The organism is Meridianimaribacter flavus, assembly GCF_004366715.1.
GTDB lineage: Bacteria > Bacteroidota > Bacteroidia > Flavobacteriales > Flavobacteriaceae > Gaetbulibacter_B > Gaetbulibacter_B jejuensis.
In genome coordinates this window covers 407,471-424,200 of record NZ_SOQZ01000002.1, presented here as the reverse complement: position 1 = coordinate 424,200, position 16,730 = coordinate 407,471, and the positions used below count along the sequence as shown (strand labels likewise).

The window sequence follows — 16,730 nt, the reverse complement described above, 5'->3', positions numbered from 1 at the left end:
TTTATAAAATGGTTTTAAAACTCATAAATAGTTACACCACTACGTATTTTGGGTTCTATAAACGTACTTTTTGGTGGCATTTTAAGTCCATCATCAGCAATTTGCTTCATGTCTTCAATATCCACAGGAATCATACCAAAACCAACAGCAAATTCACCATTGTCAATACAGCTCTTTAAATTAACAATATCTTTTTTTCCGTTGATATAGGTAATTCTAGAATCGTTACGTAAATCGTCAATTCCTAAAATAGGCTGTAGAATGGTTTTATATAAAATTTGAGTATCAAGAGCATCTAACGACGATTTAAAATCATAAAGCGATTTTCTAAGATACAGTGAGTAGAACTCACCATCTAAATACATGCTGAAATGATGTTTTTTAGAGGGTTTGTATGGCATAATGCCTCTGTTTTCAATTCGGTAAATAGCATCTAACTGAATTAAAAACTCCTCTTTGGTTAATCCGTTAAGGTCTTTCACAACTCTGTTAAATTCATGAATTTGCAATTCAGACTCGGGAATCAGGTAACTCATAAAATAATTATAAGTTTCAGAGCCATTGTGGTTTGTGCTGTTTTCTTTCAAATCTTTATACAGCAAATAAGATGATGCAGACCTATGATGACCATCAGCAATATACACTGTAGGCATGTTTTTAAACTCCTCTTGAATGGTGTTAATAGTGTTTTGGTTGTCAATCATCCAAAGATAATGTGTGTCTCTGTATGTTGTTGTAAATTCAAACTCAGCGCGTTGTTGCTGTATGTTTGAAATTAGGTTTTGAATTGTACTATTATCAGGATAGGTGAGGAGTACAGGTTCTGCATTAAAACCAACCGTTTTTAAGTAGTCTTTAAACACATGCTCTCTATGAACAATAGTGTCTTCGTGCTTTCGTATCACGTTGTTTTCGTAATCTTCAGCACTTGCCGCAGCTACAATGCCATTAAAAACTTGACCTTCACGATTTACAATTTTATAAACGTAAAAACAATTGGTTTGGTCTTGTACAAAAATGTTATCTTCCTTAAACTCTAAATAGCGATTTTTCACCAGTTTATAGCGTTCAATTCCAGAAATTTCCCTGTCGTATTTATACCCTGGATTTACAATATGTAAAAATGAAAACGGATTATAATCCAATCGTGCTTCCCTTTCAGCTTGTGTATAGGTTTGGTAAGAGCGAGATGCCACCAAACTCACTTTGTCTCTTGTAGGACGAACAGCTTTAAAAGGGATTATTTTTGCCATATTAAGCCTCTTGATTTATTAATTTACAAAACATTGAATAGTCATCATTAGAGTAAAAAATATCTTTGTTTACATGTAAAAATTCTCTTTTAGAAATATATAGCATCCAATATCCTTTTTCTGGTATTACTTTATCTATTTTATTAAAGGGAATTTTTGATTCAAGACCAGCTCTTTTAATAACTATGTGAGACTCATTAAACTCTAGTTCTGCTTTTTCAAAAATTGGTTTATTGTCTTTTGATATAGCCCAAAAATAAAGCCATACAAATATTGCTAATGGATATGTGAAAGCAAATATGACATAAAAAGTAGAGAAATTATCTTGACCAAAATTTTTAATATGAAATAAAGCAGTAATTATAAGTAATGAATAAATCCACCAAGATTTTTTAAATCGTTTTTTAATTACGATTTTGGCGTATTCTTTTTTTGATAAACTATAAGGTTTTGTTTTAATCATATAGAACGTTAAACAAACTGCTTCGCAACGGTTTCAGCTTTTCTACTTTCTGAATAATCATAAAACCCTTCACCAGATTTCACGCCTAATTTTCCTGCTTGTACCATATTAACAAGTAATGGACAAGGTGCGTATTTTGGGTTTTTAAATCCATCATACATGACGTTTAAAATAGATAAACACACGTCTAAGCCAATAAAATCAGCTAATTGAAGTGGTCCCATAGGATGTGCCATACCTAATTTCATTACAGTATCTATTTCGGTTACACCAGCAACTCCGTTGTAAAGCGTTTCAATAGATTCGTTTATCATTGGCATTAAAATACGGTTAGCCACAAAACCAGGATAATCATTAACCTCAACAGGAACTTTCCCTAAGGTTTTTGAGAGTTCCATAATAGTATTGGTAACGTCATCGCTAGTATTATAACCTCTAATAATCTCAACCAATTTCATAATTGGTACAGGATTCATAAAGTGCATACCAATTACTTGTTCTGGTCTTGAGGTTACAGCAGCTATTTGCGTTATGGAAATTGATGATGTGTTTGTTGCTAAAATAGTGTCTTTAGGACAAGCTTCGTCTAGTTGCTTAAAAATATTAAGTTTTAAATCTACATTTTCGGTAGCAGCTTCAACCACTAAGCTCGTGTCTTTAACACCATCAGTAATGCTTGTAAATGTTGAAATATTGCCTAGAGTTTCTTCTTTTTGAGCTTCAGTAATTTTTTCTTTAGCTACCATTCGGTCTAAGTTTTTAGAGATGGTATCCATTCCTTTTTTAAGTGAAGCTTCACTAATGTCTATTAAGTTCACTTTAAAACCACTTTGAGCAAAAGTATGTGCAATACCATTTCCCATGGTTCCAGCTCCTATGACAGCGACATTTTTCATAAATAAAATTAATTTTTGTTCCTGCGAAAGCAGAAGTATTTGTTATCTGTTAGTTTAAAAAAATTAAGAGTTCCATTTAAAACTGCTCAATAATCATTGTAGCTATACGTAAGGCTTCAGTACCATCGTGTAAGGTTACAACTGGTGTTGTATTGGTAGTGATGGCATGAGCAAACGTTTCTAGTTCGTCTAGTATAGCATTATTATTGGCAACTTCAGGATTGTCAAAATAGATTTGCTTTTTGATGCCTTCAGCATTTTGAAGAATCATATCAAAATCACCTGGAGTTTCAGGTGCATCTTTCATTTTTACGACCTCACATTTTTTTTCTAAAAAGTCCACTGAAATGTAAGCGTCTTTTTGGAAAAAGCGTGTTTTACGCATGTTTTTAAGCGATATTCTACTTGCGGTTAGGTTTGCAACACAACCGTTTTCAAACTCTATTCTTGCATTGGCAATATCTGGAGTGTCACTAATTACCGAAACTCCACTTGCCGAAATAGCTTTAACTTTAGATTTTACGACGCTTAAAATGATATCAATATCATGAATCATTAAGTCCAATACCACAGGAACATCAGTTCCTCTAGGATTAAACTCAGCCAAACGATGCGTTTCAATAAACATTGGGTTTTCTAGCTTATCTTTAATAGCTGTAAACGCTGGATTAAAGCGCTCCACATGTCCAACTTGTCCACGAATATCGTGTTGCGCTAACAACTCTCTTATATGTTCAGCTTCTTCTACAGTATTGGTAATAGGCTTTTCAATAAATATATGTTTGCCTTTAGCTATTGCTTTTTTTGCACAATCATAATGCGAAAGAGTTGGCGTAACAATATCTACCATATCAACCGCATCAATAAGCGCGTCAATAGAATTAAAATATTTATAACCAAACTCAGCTTCTACCTTTTTTGCGTTGGCTTCATCAGCATCATAAAACCCTACAAGGTCATATTTTTCAGATTGTTTGAGAAGTCTTAAATGAATTTTACCTAAGTGACCAGCACCAAGTACACCTGCTTTTAGCATTGTTTTTTACGTTTTTAACAAAAATAAGATTTTAGTTTTAGAAATTCTAGATTAGAAATTAGAAAAAATGGTTAAACTTCAACTTTTAGACTTTGAACTTTTTTGGGTTTGAATTACCTTAGCAACGAAAACCTGCCATACATTGAAAGATACATTTAAGCATCAAGGATTACGACAACAATTGGTTAATACCATTAAAGAAAAAGGTATTACAAACGACAACGTTTTAAAGGCTATTGGAAAAATACCAAGACATTTATTTATGGATTCTGGTTTTTTAGACCATGCCTATCAGGATAAAGCGTTCCCAATTGCTGCAAACCAAACTATCTCGCAACCTTATACTGTAGCTTTTCAAACCGAATTACTACAAGTAGAAAAAGGACACAAAATACTTGAAATAGGCACGGGAAGTGGTTACCAAACTGCTGTGTTATGTTTGTTAGGAGCTACTGTGTATAGTATTGAACGCCAATTAGAGTTGTTTAAAATTACTAGCAAGTTTTTACCAAAACTAGGTTACAGACCTAAAAAATTAATTTTTGGTGATGGTTATAAAGGCTTAAAAGAAGAAGCTCCTTTTGATAGTATTATTGTAACTGCTGGAGCACCAATGGTGCCTAAAGCCTTGTTGGGTCAATTAAAAATTGGTGGACGTTTGGTGATTCCTGTAGGAGAGGATGTGCAAACCATGACCTTGTTTGTTAGAAAAGGGCCAAAAGACTTTGAGCAAAGAGAGTTTGGTGAGTTTAGGTTTGTGCCAATGCTTGAAGATAAAAACTAGTTGGCGATAATTATGAAAAAAAACGTCATAATCATATTAGTATTTATGTTTTCCATAAACATATATGGATTTCATAAAGACAAATACTATCAAAAGAACTTTGGCAACATAAAGACATTTGTCAAAACCGCATGGGAAAATTATGGCTCTACAATTGATGTTGAATTGATTGGAAAATTAGCTCAAGAACTATCTGAAAGACTATCTTATAAAGACACAATAATACTTGAATTTCGCCATGATTATACTACTCAATTTCCACCTCTAACTATTGTTGAAAATGGAAATCCTAATAAAATTTATCTAATAAATGAAGATTTACAATACATCAAAAAATGGCAAAAGGAAAGTTATAAATTTAAAAATGGTAAATCTGCTATTTGTATTAGACAGCTAAATAGTGAATTTGATATCTGGAATACTCTAAAGCTTATAGAATATTGCATAACGAATGAATTTGATTCTAATTTAAGAAAATCAAAATATGATTATCCTTATGACGATTTTGACAGTAAAATTGATGAAATTTCTTATTTCGGAATGGAAACTGAGCTCATTAGAACTATAACCCAATCCGAAAATTCAGCTTTGCTTGCAGAACTTAAAGAAGAAAAAATAGAATTTTACTCTGATAAAAATATAAACGGTTATTATCAAAATGGACTATACTGTTTCGATTCAAGCAAATTAAAATTCAAGACTGAAACATTATCATATTTAACTAATCTAGATAAAGGTGTTTGTATCTTCAATTCAATTGACACTTTTGTTTATTTGTCTGATACAGTTCAAAATCAAAAAGTTCACAAATTGGATTCAGAAGGTATTTATCCTTTTTATTCATATGGCTTTAATATAATAGAACATAAACAATTAGATAGCGGAATCTTTATTAGAAGAGCTGGAAGAGGAATGAAAGGATTTGTATTCTCTGAGGAAAATAATGAAATCATAGAAGTTATAGAAAAATAACTATTGCCAACAATGGCTATAAGTAATTGCTCGTTCTTGCCTACTTCTGAAAATCCGAGAGGATTTTCAGTCTGGTATGTACTTGCAAAGTTAAGTACTAAATCACGCAACGAAATTATACACGAGACCGTTAGTTTTTAAACGATCAGAGCATCAAAAAACATTAATCTCGTAAATAAATACTAGGTATAGGGTTTTTAGCAGTTTCTTTTGCCCAATATAAATTAATAATCCACCAACGTTTTCCGTCGTAAAGCAATTGTATGCTATTAATACCTCTCATAAACGGTTTACTGTCTAACTTGCTATGATAGGCTTCATAAGTACTAAAAACATGAGTAATGTTGCCAAAGGTTTCGGTTTTTCTATGAATTTCTTTTTCAATAAAACCATTTTCAACCAACCATTTTGCTGATGACTTTATATAGTCTTGAGGCGACATGTAGCGCACTCTGTAAATACTGTCTTTGGGTTTTGTAGATGCTATAAGTTTAGCCTCAGGTTTAAATAAATATTTAAAAAGGTCCCAATTGCGCTCTTCTTCTTTTTCGCCTGAAATAACCTTGTACAAGGTCGTAACAATAGAGTCTAGCGATTTCACATTTTTAGTATAATCAGGAACTGTAGCGATGTCTTGTGCTTGTGTTGAAAACGCTATCAACACAAACAAAATAGTGCAAAATTTATTCATACTTCAAAAGTAATTAAAAAAACTTGAGACCAAACAAAATGGCATCACTTTGAAATCCGCTTTGGTAGGAACGTAAATAATCCAGTCGTAAAAATCTAAACTTCCCAAAACCAATATTGTCTATACCAATGGTATATTCTTGATAAGGTTTGTTGTCTGGTGTTGCAAGGTTGTGTGCACCAATTATTAAATTGAAATTGAGCTTGTTTAATAACGGAATCTTCCCAAGGATAAACCCATTAAAATCGTGTTCAGCATGCATTTCTAAGTATGAATCGTTTGTACTTGCAGTATAGTAAGGTAAATTATTAAAAACATTTAAGTATGAACCTTGTCCAATATGGGTTTGGTTACCATTAAAGTGTTGGAAATCCATAAACGCAATATCATCAGCATTAAAGAATTTACCTGCTTTTATGTTGTATTGAAATAGGCCTTTATCGGCAATATTAAAGCTTTGGGTAAGTCTTGCTTTTACTTGGTCAAAATTGTAATCATCTACTGAAGCCGAAAACCCTTTTTCATAGCCTAAGTAAAGCGTTGGGAACTTTCTGTTTGGGATATTGTATTTACTATCAGGATAACTTAAGTAGTCTTGGTCAAAGTTTATTCTTGCATCAAGACTCGCTTTTATAATGTTGTGTGTTTCAAAAGGAGCAACACCATAAGCTGTTGGATCTATTGGGTTGTTGCTAGTGTAATCTCTGTCATCTTGCGGAGACCAAGCTTGGTCTGTAGTGTTAAACAATGCTTTTCGTTGTTGGTAGCTTAGGCTTGCGTTAAGTCTTAGTCCATTAAAAACTTCGTCAGAAAAGGCTACATTAACATAGCTTAAGTCATACAGCTTCATGTAGTTCTTTTCTGCTAATAGCGAATATGCTGAATTGAGCAGATTAGAAATAGGTTCGCTAGAATTGAATTGCTGCACAACAACACCTCCAGAAACCGATAAAAATGGTCTGCTAACATCATTAAACTTATAAGTTGCGCTAAGCGTTCCTCTTAATCTGTCGTCACTAAAACCATAATTTAGGTTTCCGTTTATGCTTAAATATCTTTTATAGTCATCATAGTTTTTTCTGAAATAACCACCAACATTTGCATTCCAACCTTGAACAGTGTTAAAACTTATTTTTGATATTGGCGAAGTGATACCAGCACTCCAGTTTTCATAAGTGTTTGAATAATTGTAACCTGAAAGAATATCGCCTAATTTAAACTTGTTGTTTACAGCATCTACTGAGTCTTTGTAGGTTTTGGAGTCTCTAACCACTTGAATGCTGTCTTTCTTTTGATAGTCTAAAACTTCTTCGTCGGTAAGCGGAACTGGTCTTAGTGTTTTCCAGTAGGTAGAATCTTTTTTATTGGCTTCGTCTTCAAAAGAGACTATTTCTCTGCCAAAATCTTTTTGGGTTAAATCTGTATTAAAACTGTAATTGCTGTAAACCGCAGTAAAACGACCATCTCCTTTTATACCAAATAAGCCATATTGAAAATCAATAACCTGAGAAATTTTTGCCCAAATAGCATAGTTTTGAGAGTAGGAGTAGTTTTGAGTGATGGTTATTTTGTCAGCAGCAGGAATTTTTGCTTGAATACCTGTAATATCCAATTCAATTCCATAAACCGTCCATTGGTCTTCAACAATATAGATAAACCCTGAAAACACTGGGTCGTTGTCTCGTTTTGGCGTCGCTTTAATTTTATTAATGAGATTACCTTTGTCATCATAAAACACACCTTCTAGCTTGTAATTGTAGTACCCAAAAGCGTTGTTTGCAATAGGAGAAACAATTTGATTACCAAGTTCAATAGTATTATCATAAATTTCAAAATCTACATCAATAGCATTGTTAAAGCTAAAACCATTATCGTCTCCACTAACTTTTGAAGCTATTATTTTTTCTTTTAACCTGTTAGGTCTTAAAAATTCTAGTTTTGAAACCGTTTCTGAAAGGTAAATAACACCACTTCTTGTAGAATCGAGTCCACCACCAAGATCACCAATTTCCTGTCCTAGTATTTTCTCAGGAGCGTTTTTAATTCTAATTAAACCTCGTGAGTAAAAATCGGCTTTGTAGCTTTGGATTTTTTCAAGGTTTTCTTTTCGCTTAGCGATTGCTTGCCTAATAATTTTATTGGCAGGATTTTCTTCGGAATTAATAACTACTTCGTTAAGTGTTATTTCCTCGTCAATTAGTACTGCATCTAAAGTGTATGGAAAACTGCTGATGTCAACCTTCTTTTTTAAAGTTTTATAGCCTAAAAACTGAAAAACAACAGTATGAGTTCCTGTTTTGGTCAGGTTTAGCTCGTAGTAACCTTCAGTATTACTGGTGGTTCCTGTGTAAGTGTTTTCAATGTAAATGTTTACAAAAGGTAACGCTTTGTTGTTTTTATCGGTAACTGTACCTTGTATTTGAGCGAATGAGGTGTAAGCGGTAAAAAAGCAAAGGGCAAGAAGTAATTTTTGTTTCATTAGGTTGTTGATTGATGGTTTCTATAATAATAGACGCACTTTTTTATAAAAAGGTTGCCTTAAGAACATCAAACATAGCTATAATTTTTAGCTGTAATTGTTAAACTATCCTAAATTACTTATAAATTTTCTTAATTCTATCAAGATTTCGCTTATTGTCTCTGTCTTTAATCGTATCGCGTTTGTCGTATAGTTTTTTACCTTTTCCTAAAGCAATTTCTACTTTAGCTAAGCCTTTTTCGGTAATAAATACTCGCAAAGGAACAATAGTGTTTCCTTTTACATTTACTTCGCGTTCTAGTTTTTTAAGCTCTCTTTTGTTGAGTAATAATTTGCGTTCAGCCTTTGGTTTATGGTTGTAGTAGTTGCCATACACATATTCTTGTATGGTCATGTTAATAACAAAAAGCTCGCCTTTGTCATTAAATTCGCAAAAACTTTCTGCAATAGACGCTTTACTATCTCTAATAGATTTTATTTCGGTACCAGTTAATACAATACCAGCAGTGTAAGTATCAAGAATTTCATACTCAAACTTGGCTCTTTTGTTTTTTATGTTTACTGGTTTTTGCATAGGAGCACAAAGCTACGCTTTTTTTGCATTTACCAAAAGAAACTAAGCTTACTCTATAGTCAATAATTGATGTGAAGCAACACCATTTGTAACCGTTACAATGAATAATGATGTGTAATTACTTTCATCTAGTTGCTTGTAAACCTCTTCACCAATAATTATGTTTGCAAACATAGGTGTTGTATTGCTGTGTCCTACAACCAATACGGTTTTGCCTTTGGTGTTTTCGATAAATGCTTTTTTATCCATTTTAAAAGGATCGTAGGTTGTGATTTCCAAATTGTGTTTTGAAGCAGAGGGTTGTGCGGTTTCTATTGTTCTGTGGTAGTTGGTAGAGTATACTGCATCTAATTTGATATTGGAAAGCACAGTACTCCATTTTACAGCTCTTGATTGTCCTTCTTTGGTTAAATGCGGATTTCTATTACTAGAGTCGCTAGTGTCTTTTTCTGCATGTCTAATAAAATAGTAGGTTGTAATTTCAGAAGGGGAAACGTCTTGAGCATTTACCATTGGTATTAAACCAAAAGTGAATACTAGGAGTAAAACATATTTCATACTAAATAAAAACAAATGATGATTACCAAAAATATAGGGTAATCACCATTCGCTATAATAAATATATGTTAAAGTTTTGATTTGTAGCTGCTAGTAGTTGGCAGTTGCTAAGGAGCCATTAATAATATCAACTCCAGCGGATGTGCCTATTCTATCAGCACCTACATCAATATATTTTTTTGCAGTTTCGTAATCTCTAATGCCACCAGAGGCTTTAATTTTAGCATTATCGCGTACAGTCTTTTTTATGATTTTTACAGCAGTAAGTGTAGCTCCACTTTTTGTAAAACCAGAAGAGGTTTTAATAAAATCTACTTTAGCATCTAAGCAAATTTCACTGGCTTTAATAATCTCATTTTTTGAAAGTTCGCTAATTTCTATAATTACTTTTAAAGGTATTCTTCCAATAGCAAGTTTAACATCGCTTATGTCTTTAAATACCGCAACATAGTTTTTGCTTTTTAGGTAACCAATATTAATTACCATATCAATTTCATCAGCTCCTTTTTCAATAGCGTCTTTAGCTTCAAATACTTTAGCTTCGGTGCTCATTGCTCCAAGAGGAAACCCAATAACAGAGCAAATCTTTACACTGCTTCGTTCTAATAATTGTTTTGCTAACGCTACGTAGCTGCTATTAATACATACAGAAAAAAACTGATGCTCCTTGGCTTCATTGCATAAGTCGATAATATCCCTTTCTGTAGTATCGGATTTTAATAAAGTGTGGTCAATATATTTATTGATCTTCATGGATGTAGGTTAATAGTATTATTCACAGTTCTTCATAATCATGAGGGAACCTGTGAGTAAAGGTTAATAATACAGTTTATGTAAATTGAGGACTAATAGCAATTCAAATTTAGTAAAATAATCTTATATATTTTAATGCAAAAACCTAAAGTTTTATTGTGTTGACGTTAAAGTTTCCTAATGTTTTCAATAAAAAAACCTCTATAAAAGAGGTTTTGTATTGATAATGAGAATGTTGTTTTTTTTACATTATAGGTTTTACTGTGTAGCCTTTTTTCTGTAATAATTTTATCACTCCATTTTCTCCAGGTAAATGTCCTGCACCAACACCAAAAAAAGTAGGTTGCTGTTTAGCGAAGTCTTCTATTTTAGCAATCCAGTTTTTGTTTCTGTTGTCTAAAATGACATCTTTGTGCTTAGTATTGGTAAGATTAACATCTTCTTCCATAAGTTTAGCAAGTCCTTCAATATCTTTTTCAACATAAAGCGCCATCATTTTTTGAAAAGCAGCTTTATCAAAACTCATATTGTCTTTAGCTGATCGTAATAAGTCCTGTGCTTGGTCTTTATAAGGAATTTGATCAAAAACTGCCATTTGTTCTTCTACAGTTTCTAGACCCAAAACTTCTTCTTCTTGTTCGTGAGCTATTTTCATAAGTTCGTTTTCAAACGATTGTACTGCTGCACAGTCTAAAAGTTTTGGATACATCATAGCTGTTATAAAAAACGGTTTGATGTTACCAATCATTTCAGCAGGCATTCCTGTTTGTGTTTTTAAAAAGTCACTAAGAATTGTGTAGTCTTCAGCACTCACTAAATCCTTGAGGGTTTTACCATCTTTCATATATATATCGTTTGCCATTTTCATTGCCATAGAAGGGTCGTCCATATCTACTTCTAAAACTAGGAGTGATGTGTCGTCTAAGGCTTTTTTGATATTAGCATCTAAAGAAGCATCACAGGTCATGTGAATGGTTCCATACAGATAAGAAGGTTGTTCTAATCCGTTTCCAGAAATTTCCCAAAGTAAAGATTTTTCAAGGGTTTGAGCAGTGCTAGTTGTTGAAAGTAAACTAACTGCAAACAGTAAAAGAAAAGTAAAGTGTCTCATAATTGTGTTTTTTTAATTAGTGTATAGATGCTTAAAAATGTTACAAAAAAAAAGCAACACTCCTCTAATCAAAGACTTGTGCTGCTTTCACTAACCAACCAATATAAAGACGTTTTAAAACTACATTTGTTACAGTGTTTAGTATTCTTCTGAAACTAAATCCCCTTGGTTTCTAAATACTAATTTATCATCAAAAGCATCCAGTAAAATAATACTGTCTGTAGATACTTTTCCAGATAGTATTTCTTTACTTAACTCGTTTAATACTTCTTTTTGTATTACGCGTTTTACAGGTCGTGCACCATATTCTGGATTATAACCTTTTTCAGCTAAATACTCAACAGCTTCAGGTGTTGCGTCAAAAGTGATGCCTTGTTTTGCAATCATTTTAGTAATGCCTTTTAGTTGTAAACCAACAATAGCTGTAATGTTTTCCTTACTTAAAGGCGTAAACATAATAGTGTCATCAATACGGTTTAAAAACTCTGGTCTTACCGATTGTTTTAATAAGGCTAACACATCTACTTTTGCAGCTTCCATAGCAGCATCAATATCTTTTGTAGCTTCAAAACGCTCTTGTATCACATGACTTCCCATATTTGAAGTCATAATGATTATCGTGTTTTTAAAATCTGCTAAACGTCCTTTGTTGTCTGTTAGATGTCCTTCGTCTAGTACTTGTAATAAGATGTTGAAGGTATCTGGATGCGCTTTTTCAATTTCATCCAATAATACTACAGAATACGGTTTGCGTCTTACGGCTTCTGTCAATTGTCCGCCTTCATCATAACCTACATATCCTGGAGGCGCACCAACCAATCTGCTTACTGCGTGACGCTCTTGGTATTCGCTCATATCTATACGCGTCATCGCATTTTCGTCATCAAACAGATATTCAGCTAATGCTTTAGCCAATTCGGTTTTACCAACACCTGTGGTTCCTAAAAACAAGAAGGTTCCGATAGGTTTTTGCGGGTTTTGTAAACCTGCACGACTACGTCTTACAGCATCACTTACAGCAGCAATAGCTTCTTCTTGTCCAACCACACGCTTGTGTAATTCGTCTTCAAGCTTTAGTAGTTTTTCACGTTCGCTTTGTAGCATTTTGGTAACAGGAATTCCTGTCCATTTTGCAACTACTTCGGCAATATCATCATAAGTGACTTCTTCCTTAATCAATGAGTTTCCAGATTGATTCTCTTGAAGTTCTTTTTGAAGTTTATCTAACGATTCTTGGGCTTCCTTAATTTTTCCGTAGCGAATTTCAGCTACTTTACCATAATCGCCTTCGCGTTCGGCACGTTCAGCTTCTAGCTTATAGTTTTCAATAGCCTGTTTGGTATTTTGAATATTGTCAACCACTTCTTTTTCGCTTTTCCACTTGGCGTAAATTTCGTTACGTTCTTCTTTTAGGTTTGCTAAATCTGAACGTAAAGACTTTAATTTAGCTTCGTCTTTCTCACGCTTTATGGCTTCAATCTCAATTTCCAACTGCATGATTTTTCTGTCTAAAACATCCAGTTCTTCTGGTTTTGAATTGATTTCCATACGTAGTTTAGATGCAGCTTCATCCATTAGGTCAATGGCCTTGTCTGGAAGAAAACGGTTGGTGATATAACGCTCTGATAATTCAACAGCACCAATAATCGCTTCGTCTTTAATACGTACTTTATGATGTGTTTCGTACTTTTCTTTAATACCACGAAGTATTGAAATAGCACTTTCGGTATCAGGTTCATCAACCATTACTTTTTGAAAACGTCTTTCAAGAGCTTTGTCTTTTTCAAAATACTTTTGGTACTCGTCTAACGTTGTAGCACCAATAGCACGTAACTCACCACGTGCTAACGCAGGTTTTAAAATGTTGGCAGCATCCATAGCGCCTTCTCCTTTTCCAGCACCAACAAGTGTGTGAATTTCGTCAATAAAAAGTACAATGTCGCCTTCGCTTGTGGTTACTTCTTTTACAACCGCTTTTAGTCGCTCTTCAAACTCACCCTTGTATTTAGCACCAGCAATAAGTGCTCCCATATCCAAGGCAAATATTTGCTTATCAACTAGGTTTTCTGGGATGTCACCATCTACAATTCTATGTGCTAAACCTTCGGCAATGGCGGTTTTACCAGTCCCAGGTTCACCAACAAGAATTGGGTTGTTTTTGGTGCGACGTGATAAAATTTGAAGAATTCTACGTATTTCTTCATCACGACCAATAACAGGATCCAATTTTCCGTCTTTGGCTAATTGGTTTAGGTTTTTAGCGTATTTGTTTAACGAGTTGTAAGTGTCTTCTTGACTTTGAGACGTTACTCGATCACCTTGACGTAGCTCATCAATGGCTTTTACAAGGTCTTTTTCAGTAACGCCTTGGTCCTTTAGCATTTGTGCAATCTTACTGTTAGACTTAAATACAGCAAGAATAAGATGCTCAACAGACACATAGTCGTCATTCATTTTTTTAGCAATAATTGCTGCCTCGTTAAGGCTTTTTCCAGCTTCGCGAGAAAGCATAATGTCACCACCAGATACTTTAGGTAAACTTTCCAATTGCTTATCTAAAACCTGTTGTAGGGTCTGAACGTTTACATTTAGCTTTTTTAAGATAAATGGTAATACGTTTTCATCAACAAGCGTAATGGCTTTAAAAATATGCTCATTTTCTATTTGTTGATGTTGTAAGCTTTGGGCAAGCTGTTGTGCTTGCTGTATCGCTTCTTGTGATTTTATTGTATAATTATTAAAGTTCATGTGTTTAAATTTTTCCTTTCTTTTGTCAGGTCGAGTGAAATTCTGATAAGAATTTAGTATCGAGACCTAATGTACTTATCGATACAATTTTTTTAAAAAATCACTCGAAGTGACTAATTGTGTTATTTTTGTTTTCAACGTGTATAAGTCAATAATCTTACCAATACGTTTTGTGAGACAAAATGTCGTTTTGGAGCAGTTACAGCGTGACTTTTAGTCAGTTTGTAAGATTTTAATTTTTGAACGACTTAGTAGTATAATGTATGAATTCCGTATCGAGACGGAATGAAAAAAACAAATGTTATGGGATTTTTAAAAAACATATTTGGCTCTTCAGAACCTAAAGATGAAAAGGTATTGCCTTGGATATTTTTAGACGATATACAACAATTAGGTTTTATAGAAGAAAAGTCTAAAACCAAACCACAACTTATTTTTAAGCACTCTACACGATGTGGTATTAGCCGAATGGTTATGCGACAGTTTGAAGCGCAATATCCTTTTAACAGTGACGATGTGGATTTGTACTATTTAGATTTATTGACCTATCGAGACATCTCCAATGCGATAGCGCAACGTTTTGATGTATTTCATGAATCTCCACAATTACTAGTGGTAAAAAATGGAGTAGTGGTTACTGCTGCTTCGCATGGTGCTATTAACGATTTGGATTTGAATACTCTTACTTAAAAACTACGTAACGTTACGTATAGATTTTTAATTTTTAAATGCTAACTTCGTTTAACTCTCGATATGGGTTATAAAAAGCAATTTATATATTTTAAAGAGTTAGCAAATATTAGAACCAAGTCTATGAAAGGTATATATATAACAATCATACTTTCTATTTTTTTTAGTTGTTCTTCATCTAAAACGGCAATTAGGGAAGTGAAATGTCCGGAAATTTACAAGAATAAGTATACGGAAATTTTGAATGAAAAATATGTTGCTGTAAATGGTATAGACACTACAGAAATTAATGAAATTAGATATGAGTGTGTATATTCTGCTTTTTACACTCATAAAGTGATGTATGATAAATTTGGGAAATGGGATAAGGAAATTTTTCCGAGTAACAGAAATCACCCAATACTAATGTGGAATAATATAGACCTTTTGTCAAACGGAAAAAAATATACAGTTTTTACAAACGGACTAGAGGAATGGAAACATATTTACGCATCTGTTATGATATTAGATGAAAAAGAAAGAGACGTTTTGACGGAACAAACTGAAGAAAAAATCGCAATAACTAATCTCTTTGGAGAGTTGATAAAACACCACAATCCAGAAAAGAAAGATTTTTATGAAGTTTATTGGAAAATGGTTGACCAAAAGCGTTAGAATCTAATTAAGCAATACCAAAAGAATAAAAAACGTTTATTAAAAAAAGCTATAAGTAATTGCTTGTTCTCGCCTAAAAAAAAATTATCGTCCTGAATTAAAATGAGCTTAGGGAAAGTCAAAAACATCTTTTTTAAATACTTCAAAGTTTGGTGGATTCCAATTTTGTTGTATTTGATTCCTTTGATGGCATTTCAACTTGGAGAAGTTTTGAAAAGCGACTCAATAATTAATTTTTCTCTGATGTTATTTTTTCTAAATATTATAGGAAATATAGTATCAGCAATTGTTCAAATAGTTATTAAAAAGTGGTACTTCTTAATCCCACAAATACTGATTTCAGGATTTTTATTTGTTTTTGTATCAATCATTTTTACTTTTTCTCCACCAGACTACTACGGAGTAAACAAAGAAATTCCAAAAGACATTGAGATTTATGAACCCTTAGAAAAAGAACCAACTGAAAATGACTTTGGGAAATTTGATTTGGTTTTGGCTTCATCTTTTCAACCAGGAATTTATATTTACTTTACAAATTATAAATCGACTGAAAAAGGAAACTTTTACATAAAAGCATTTGAAGTGACTTCTAATGACCACCTTTCAGCAGATAGAATGAAAATTAAGTCTAAAGTCAATGTAGAAAATCTCGAATCTAAATTATATTCTGGTGAAATCATGATTTATGAAGGTTCTTGGGGAGATAAATATGGAGCGAGAATTGAATTATGGTTCGAACCTCTAAATGGTAGTAAGGATTACAAAATAACAGAGCGAAATTATATAGTAGAAGGATGGATGAGATAAAAATTAGTTACAAAAATGTGTAACTGTATGTGGTTATATGAGACTGTTACCCAAAACACACCCAACAAGGGTGTGTTTTATTGATGCTATGTTGCGATGTGTTGATTTTGTGGTTTATAAAAGTTAAATTCGTTTCGGTTTGTTGATAAGTAAGCAACAAAATATATTGGGTTTATGACATTTCATCAAAACCATTTAACAATTCAGGAATTATTAATTTTAATTCTTACCAAAGTAATAGACTTTTGCAAGTGTAAATAA

16 protein-coding genes are annotated in these 16,730 nt (G+C 33.0%); 5 read left to right on the top strand and 11 right to left on the bottom strand.

Annotated features, from left to right (window positions below):
• Nucleotides 1-14: 14 nt before the first annotated feature.
• The 4 genes from A8975_RS06770 to A8975_RS06755 form a co-directional block, all read right to left on the bottom strand.
• Entirely contained in the window at nt 15-1,253 is a 1,239-nt protein-coding gene (locus A8975_RS06770) for a DUF1015 domain-containing protein (RefSeq protein WP_134199291.1), read from the bottom strand.
• 1 nt (nt 1,254) lies between these two features.
• Nucleotides 1,255-1,716, bottom strand: coding sequence for a YcxB family protein (locus A8975_RS06765; RefSeq protein ID WP_134199289.1), 462 nt, complete (start codon nt 1,714-1,716; stop codon nt 1,255-1,257).
• 8 nt (nt 1,717-1,724) lie between these two features.
• On the bottom strand, nt 1,725-2,612 hold the full coding sequence (locus A8975_RS06760; RefSeq protein WP_134199287.1) for a 3-hydroxyacyl-CoA dehydrogenase family protein: 888 nt from the start codon (nt 2,610-2,612) through the stop codon (nt 1,725-1,727).
• Between the two features lie 76 nt (nt 2,613-2,688).
• Nucleotides 2,689-3,648, bottom strand: coding sequence for a Gfo/Idh/MocA family protein (locus A8975_RS06755; protein ID WP_131507111.1), 960 nt, complete (start codon nt 3,646-3,648; stop codon nt 2,689-2,691).
• A gap of 142 nt (nt 3,649-3,790) precedes the next feature.
• On the opposite strand from A8975_RS06755, the gene A8975_RS06750 reads away from it, so the two are divergent.
• Nucleotides 3,791-4,432 carry a protein-L-isoaspartate(D-aspartate) O-methyltransferase gene (locus A8975_RS06750; protein ID WP_129760321.1) on the top strand — a complete coding sequence of 214 codons (642 nt, stop codon included), beginning with the start codon at nt 3,791-3,793 and terminating at the stop codon, nt 4,430-4,432.
• 12 nt (nt 4,433-4,444) lie between these two features.
• Nucleotides 4,445-5,404 (top strand): hypothetical protein, encoded by a 960-nt coding sequence (locus A8975_RS14550; RefSeq protein WP_166667454.1) that lies wholly within the window; start codon nt 4,445-4,447, stop codon nt 5,402-5,404.
• Nucleotides 5,405-5,567: 163 nt separating this feature from the next.
• Here A8975_RS14550 and A8975_RS06740 read toward each other — a convergent pair whose 3' ends face one another.
• The 7 genes from A8975_RS06740 to clpB all read right to left on the bottom strand — a co-directional run bounded on the left by A8975_RS06740 (nt 5,568) and on the right by clpB (nt 14,318).
• Nucleotides 5,568-6,095 (bottom strand): hypothetical protein, encoded by a 528-nt coding sequence (locus tag A8975_RS06740; protein ID WP_134199282.1) that lies wholly within the window; start codon nt 6,093-6,095, stop codon nt 5,568-5,570.
• A 13-nt stretch (nt 6,096-6,108) separates the two neighbouring features.
• Complete coding sequence (locus A8975_RS06735; protein WP_134199280.1) at nt 6,109-8,574, bottom strand: DUF5686 and carboxypeptidase regulatory-like domain-containing protein; 2,466 nt, start codon at nt 8,572-8,574, stop codon at nt 6,109-6,111.
• A 115-nt stretch (nt 8,575-8,689) separates the two neighbouring features.
• Nucleotides 8,690-9,148 carry an SsrA-binding protein SmpB gene (gene smpB, locus A8975_RS06730; RefSeq protein WP_129760317.1) on the bottom strand — a complete coding sequence of 153 codons (459 nt, stop codon included), beginning with the start codon at nt 9,146-9,148 and terminating at the stop codon, nt 8,690-8,692.
• 48 nt (nt 9,149-9,196) lie between these two features.
• Nucleotides 9,197-9,706 carry a histidine phosphatase family protein gene (locus A8975_RS06725; protein ID WP_134199278.1) on the bottom strand — a complete coding sequence of 170 codons (510 nt, stop codon included), beginning with the start codon at nt 9,704-9,706 and terminating at the stop codon, nt 9,197-9,199.
• A gap of 90 nt (nt 9,707-9,796) precedes the next feature.
• Nucleotides 9,797-10,459, bottom strand: a complete 663-nt coding sequence (gene deoC / locus A8975_RS06720) for a deoxyribose-phosphate aldolase (protein WP_134199276.1) — start codon at nt 10,457-10,459, stop codon at nt 9,797-9,799.
• A gap of 244 nt (nt 10,460-10,703) precedes the next feature.
• Nucleotides 10,704-11,570 carry a TraB/GumN family protein gene (locus tag A8975_RS06715; RefSeq protein ID WP_129760314.1) on the bottom strand — a complete coding sequence of 289 codons (867 nt, stop codon included), beginning with the start codon at nt 11,568-11,570 and terminating at the stop codon, nt 10,704-10,706.
• 138 nt (nt 11,571-11,708) lie between these two features.
• Nucleotides 11,709-14,318, bottom strand: a complete 2,610-nt coding sequence (gene clpB / locus A8975_RS06710) for an ATP-dependent chaperone ClpB (RefSeq protein ID WP_129760313.1) — start codon at nt 14,316-14,318, stop codon at nt 11,709-11,711.
• 303 nt (nt 14,319-14,621) lie between these two features.
• Here clpB and ytxJ point away from each other — a divergent pair, with 303 nt between their 5' ends.
• The 3 genes from ytxJ to A8975_RS06695 all read left to right on the top strand — a co-directional run bounded on the left by ytxJ (nt 14,622) and on the right by A8975_RS06695 (nt 16,469).
• Nucleotides 14,622-15,008, top strand: coding sequence for a bacillithiol system redox-active protein YtxJ (gene ytxJ, locus A8975_RS06705; protein WP_134199273.1), 387 nt, complete (start codon nt 14,622-14,624; stop codon nt 15,006-15,008).
• 63 nt (nt 15,009-15,071) lie between these two features.
• Nucleotides 15,072-15,662 carry a hypothetical protein gene (locus A8975_RS06700; protein ID WP_166667453.1) on the top strand — a complete coding sequence of 197 codons (591 nt, stop codon included), beginning with the start codon at nt 15,072-15,074 and terminating at the stop codon, nt 15,660-15,662.
• A gap of 243 nt (nt 15,663-15,905) precedes the next feature.
• Nucleotides 15,906-16,469, top strand: a complete 564-nt coding sequence (locus tag A8975_RS06695) for a hypothetical protein (RefSeq protein ID WP_134199269.1) — start codon at nt 15,906-15,908, stop codon at nt 16,467-16,469.
• The last annotated feature ends 261 nt before the right edge of the window (nt 16,470-16,730 follow it).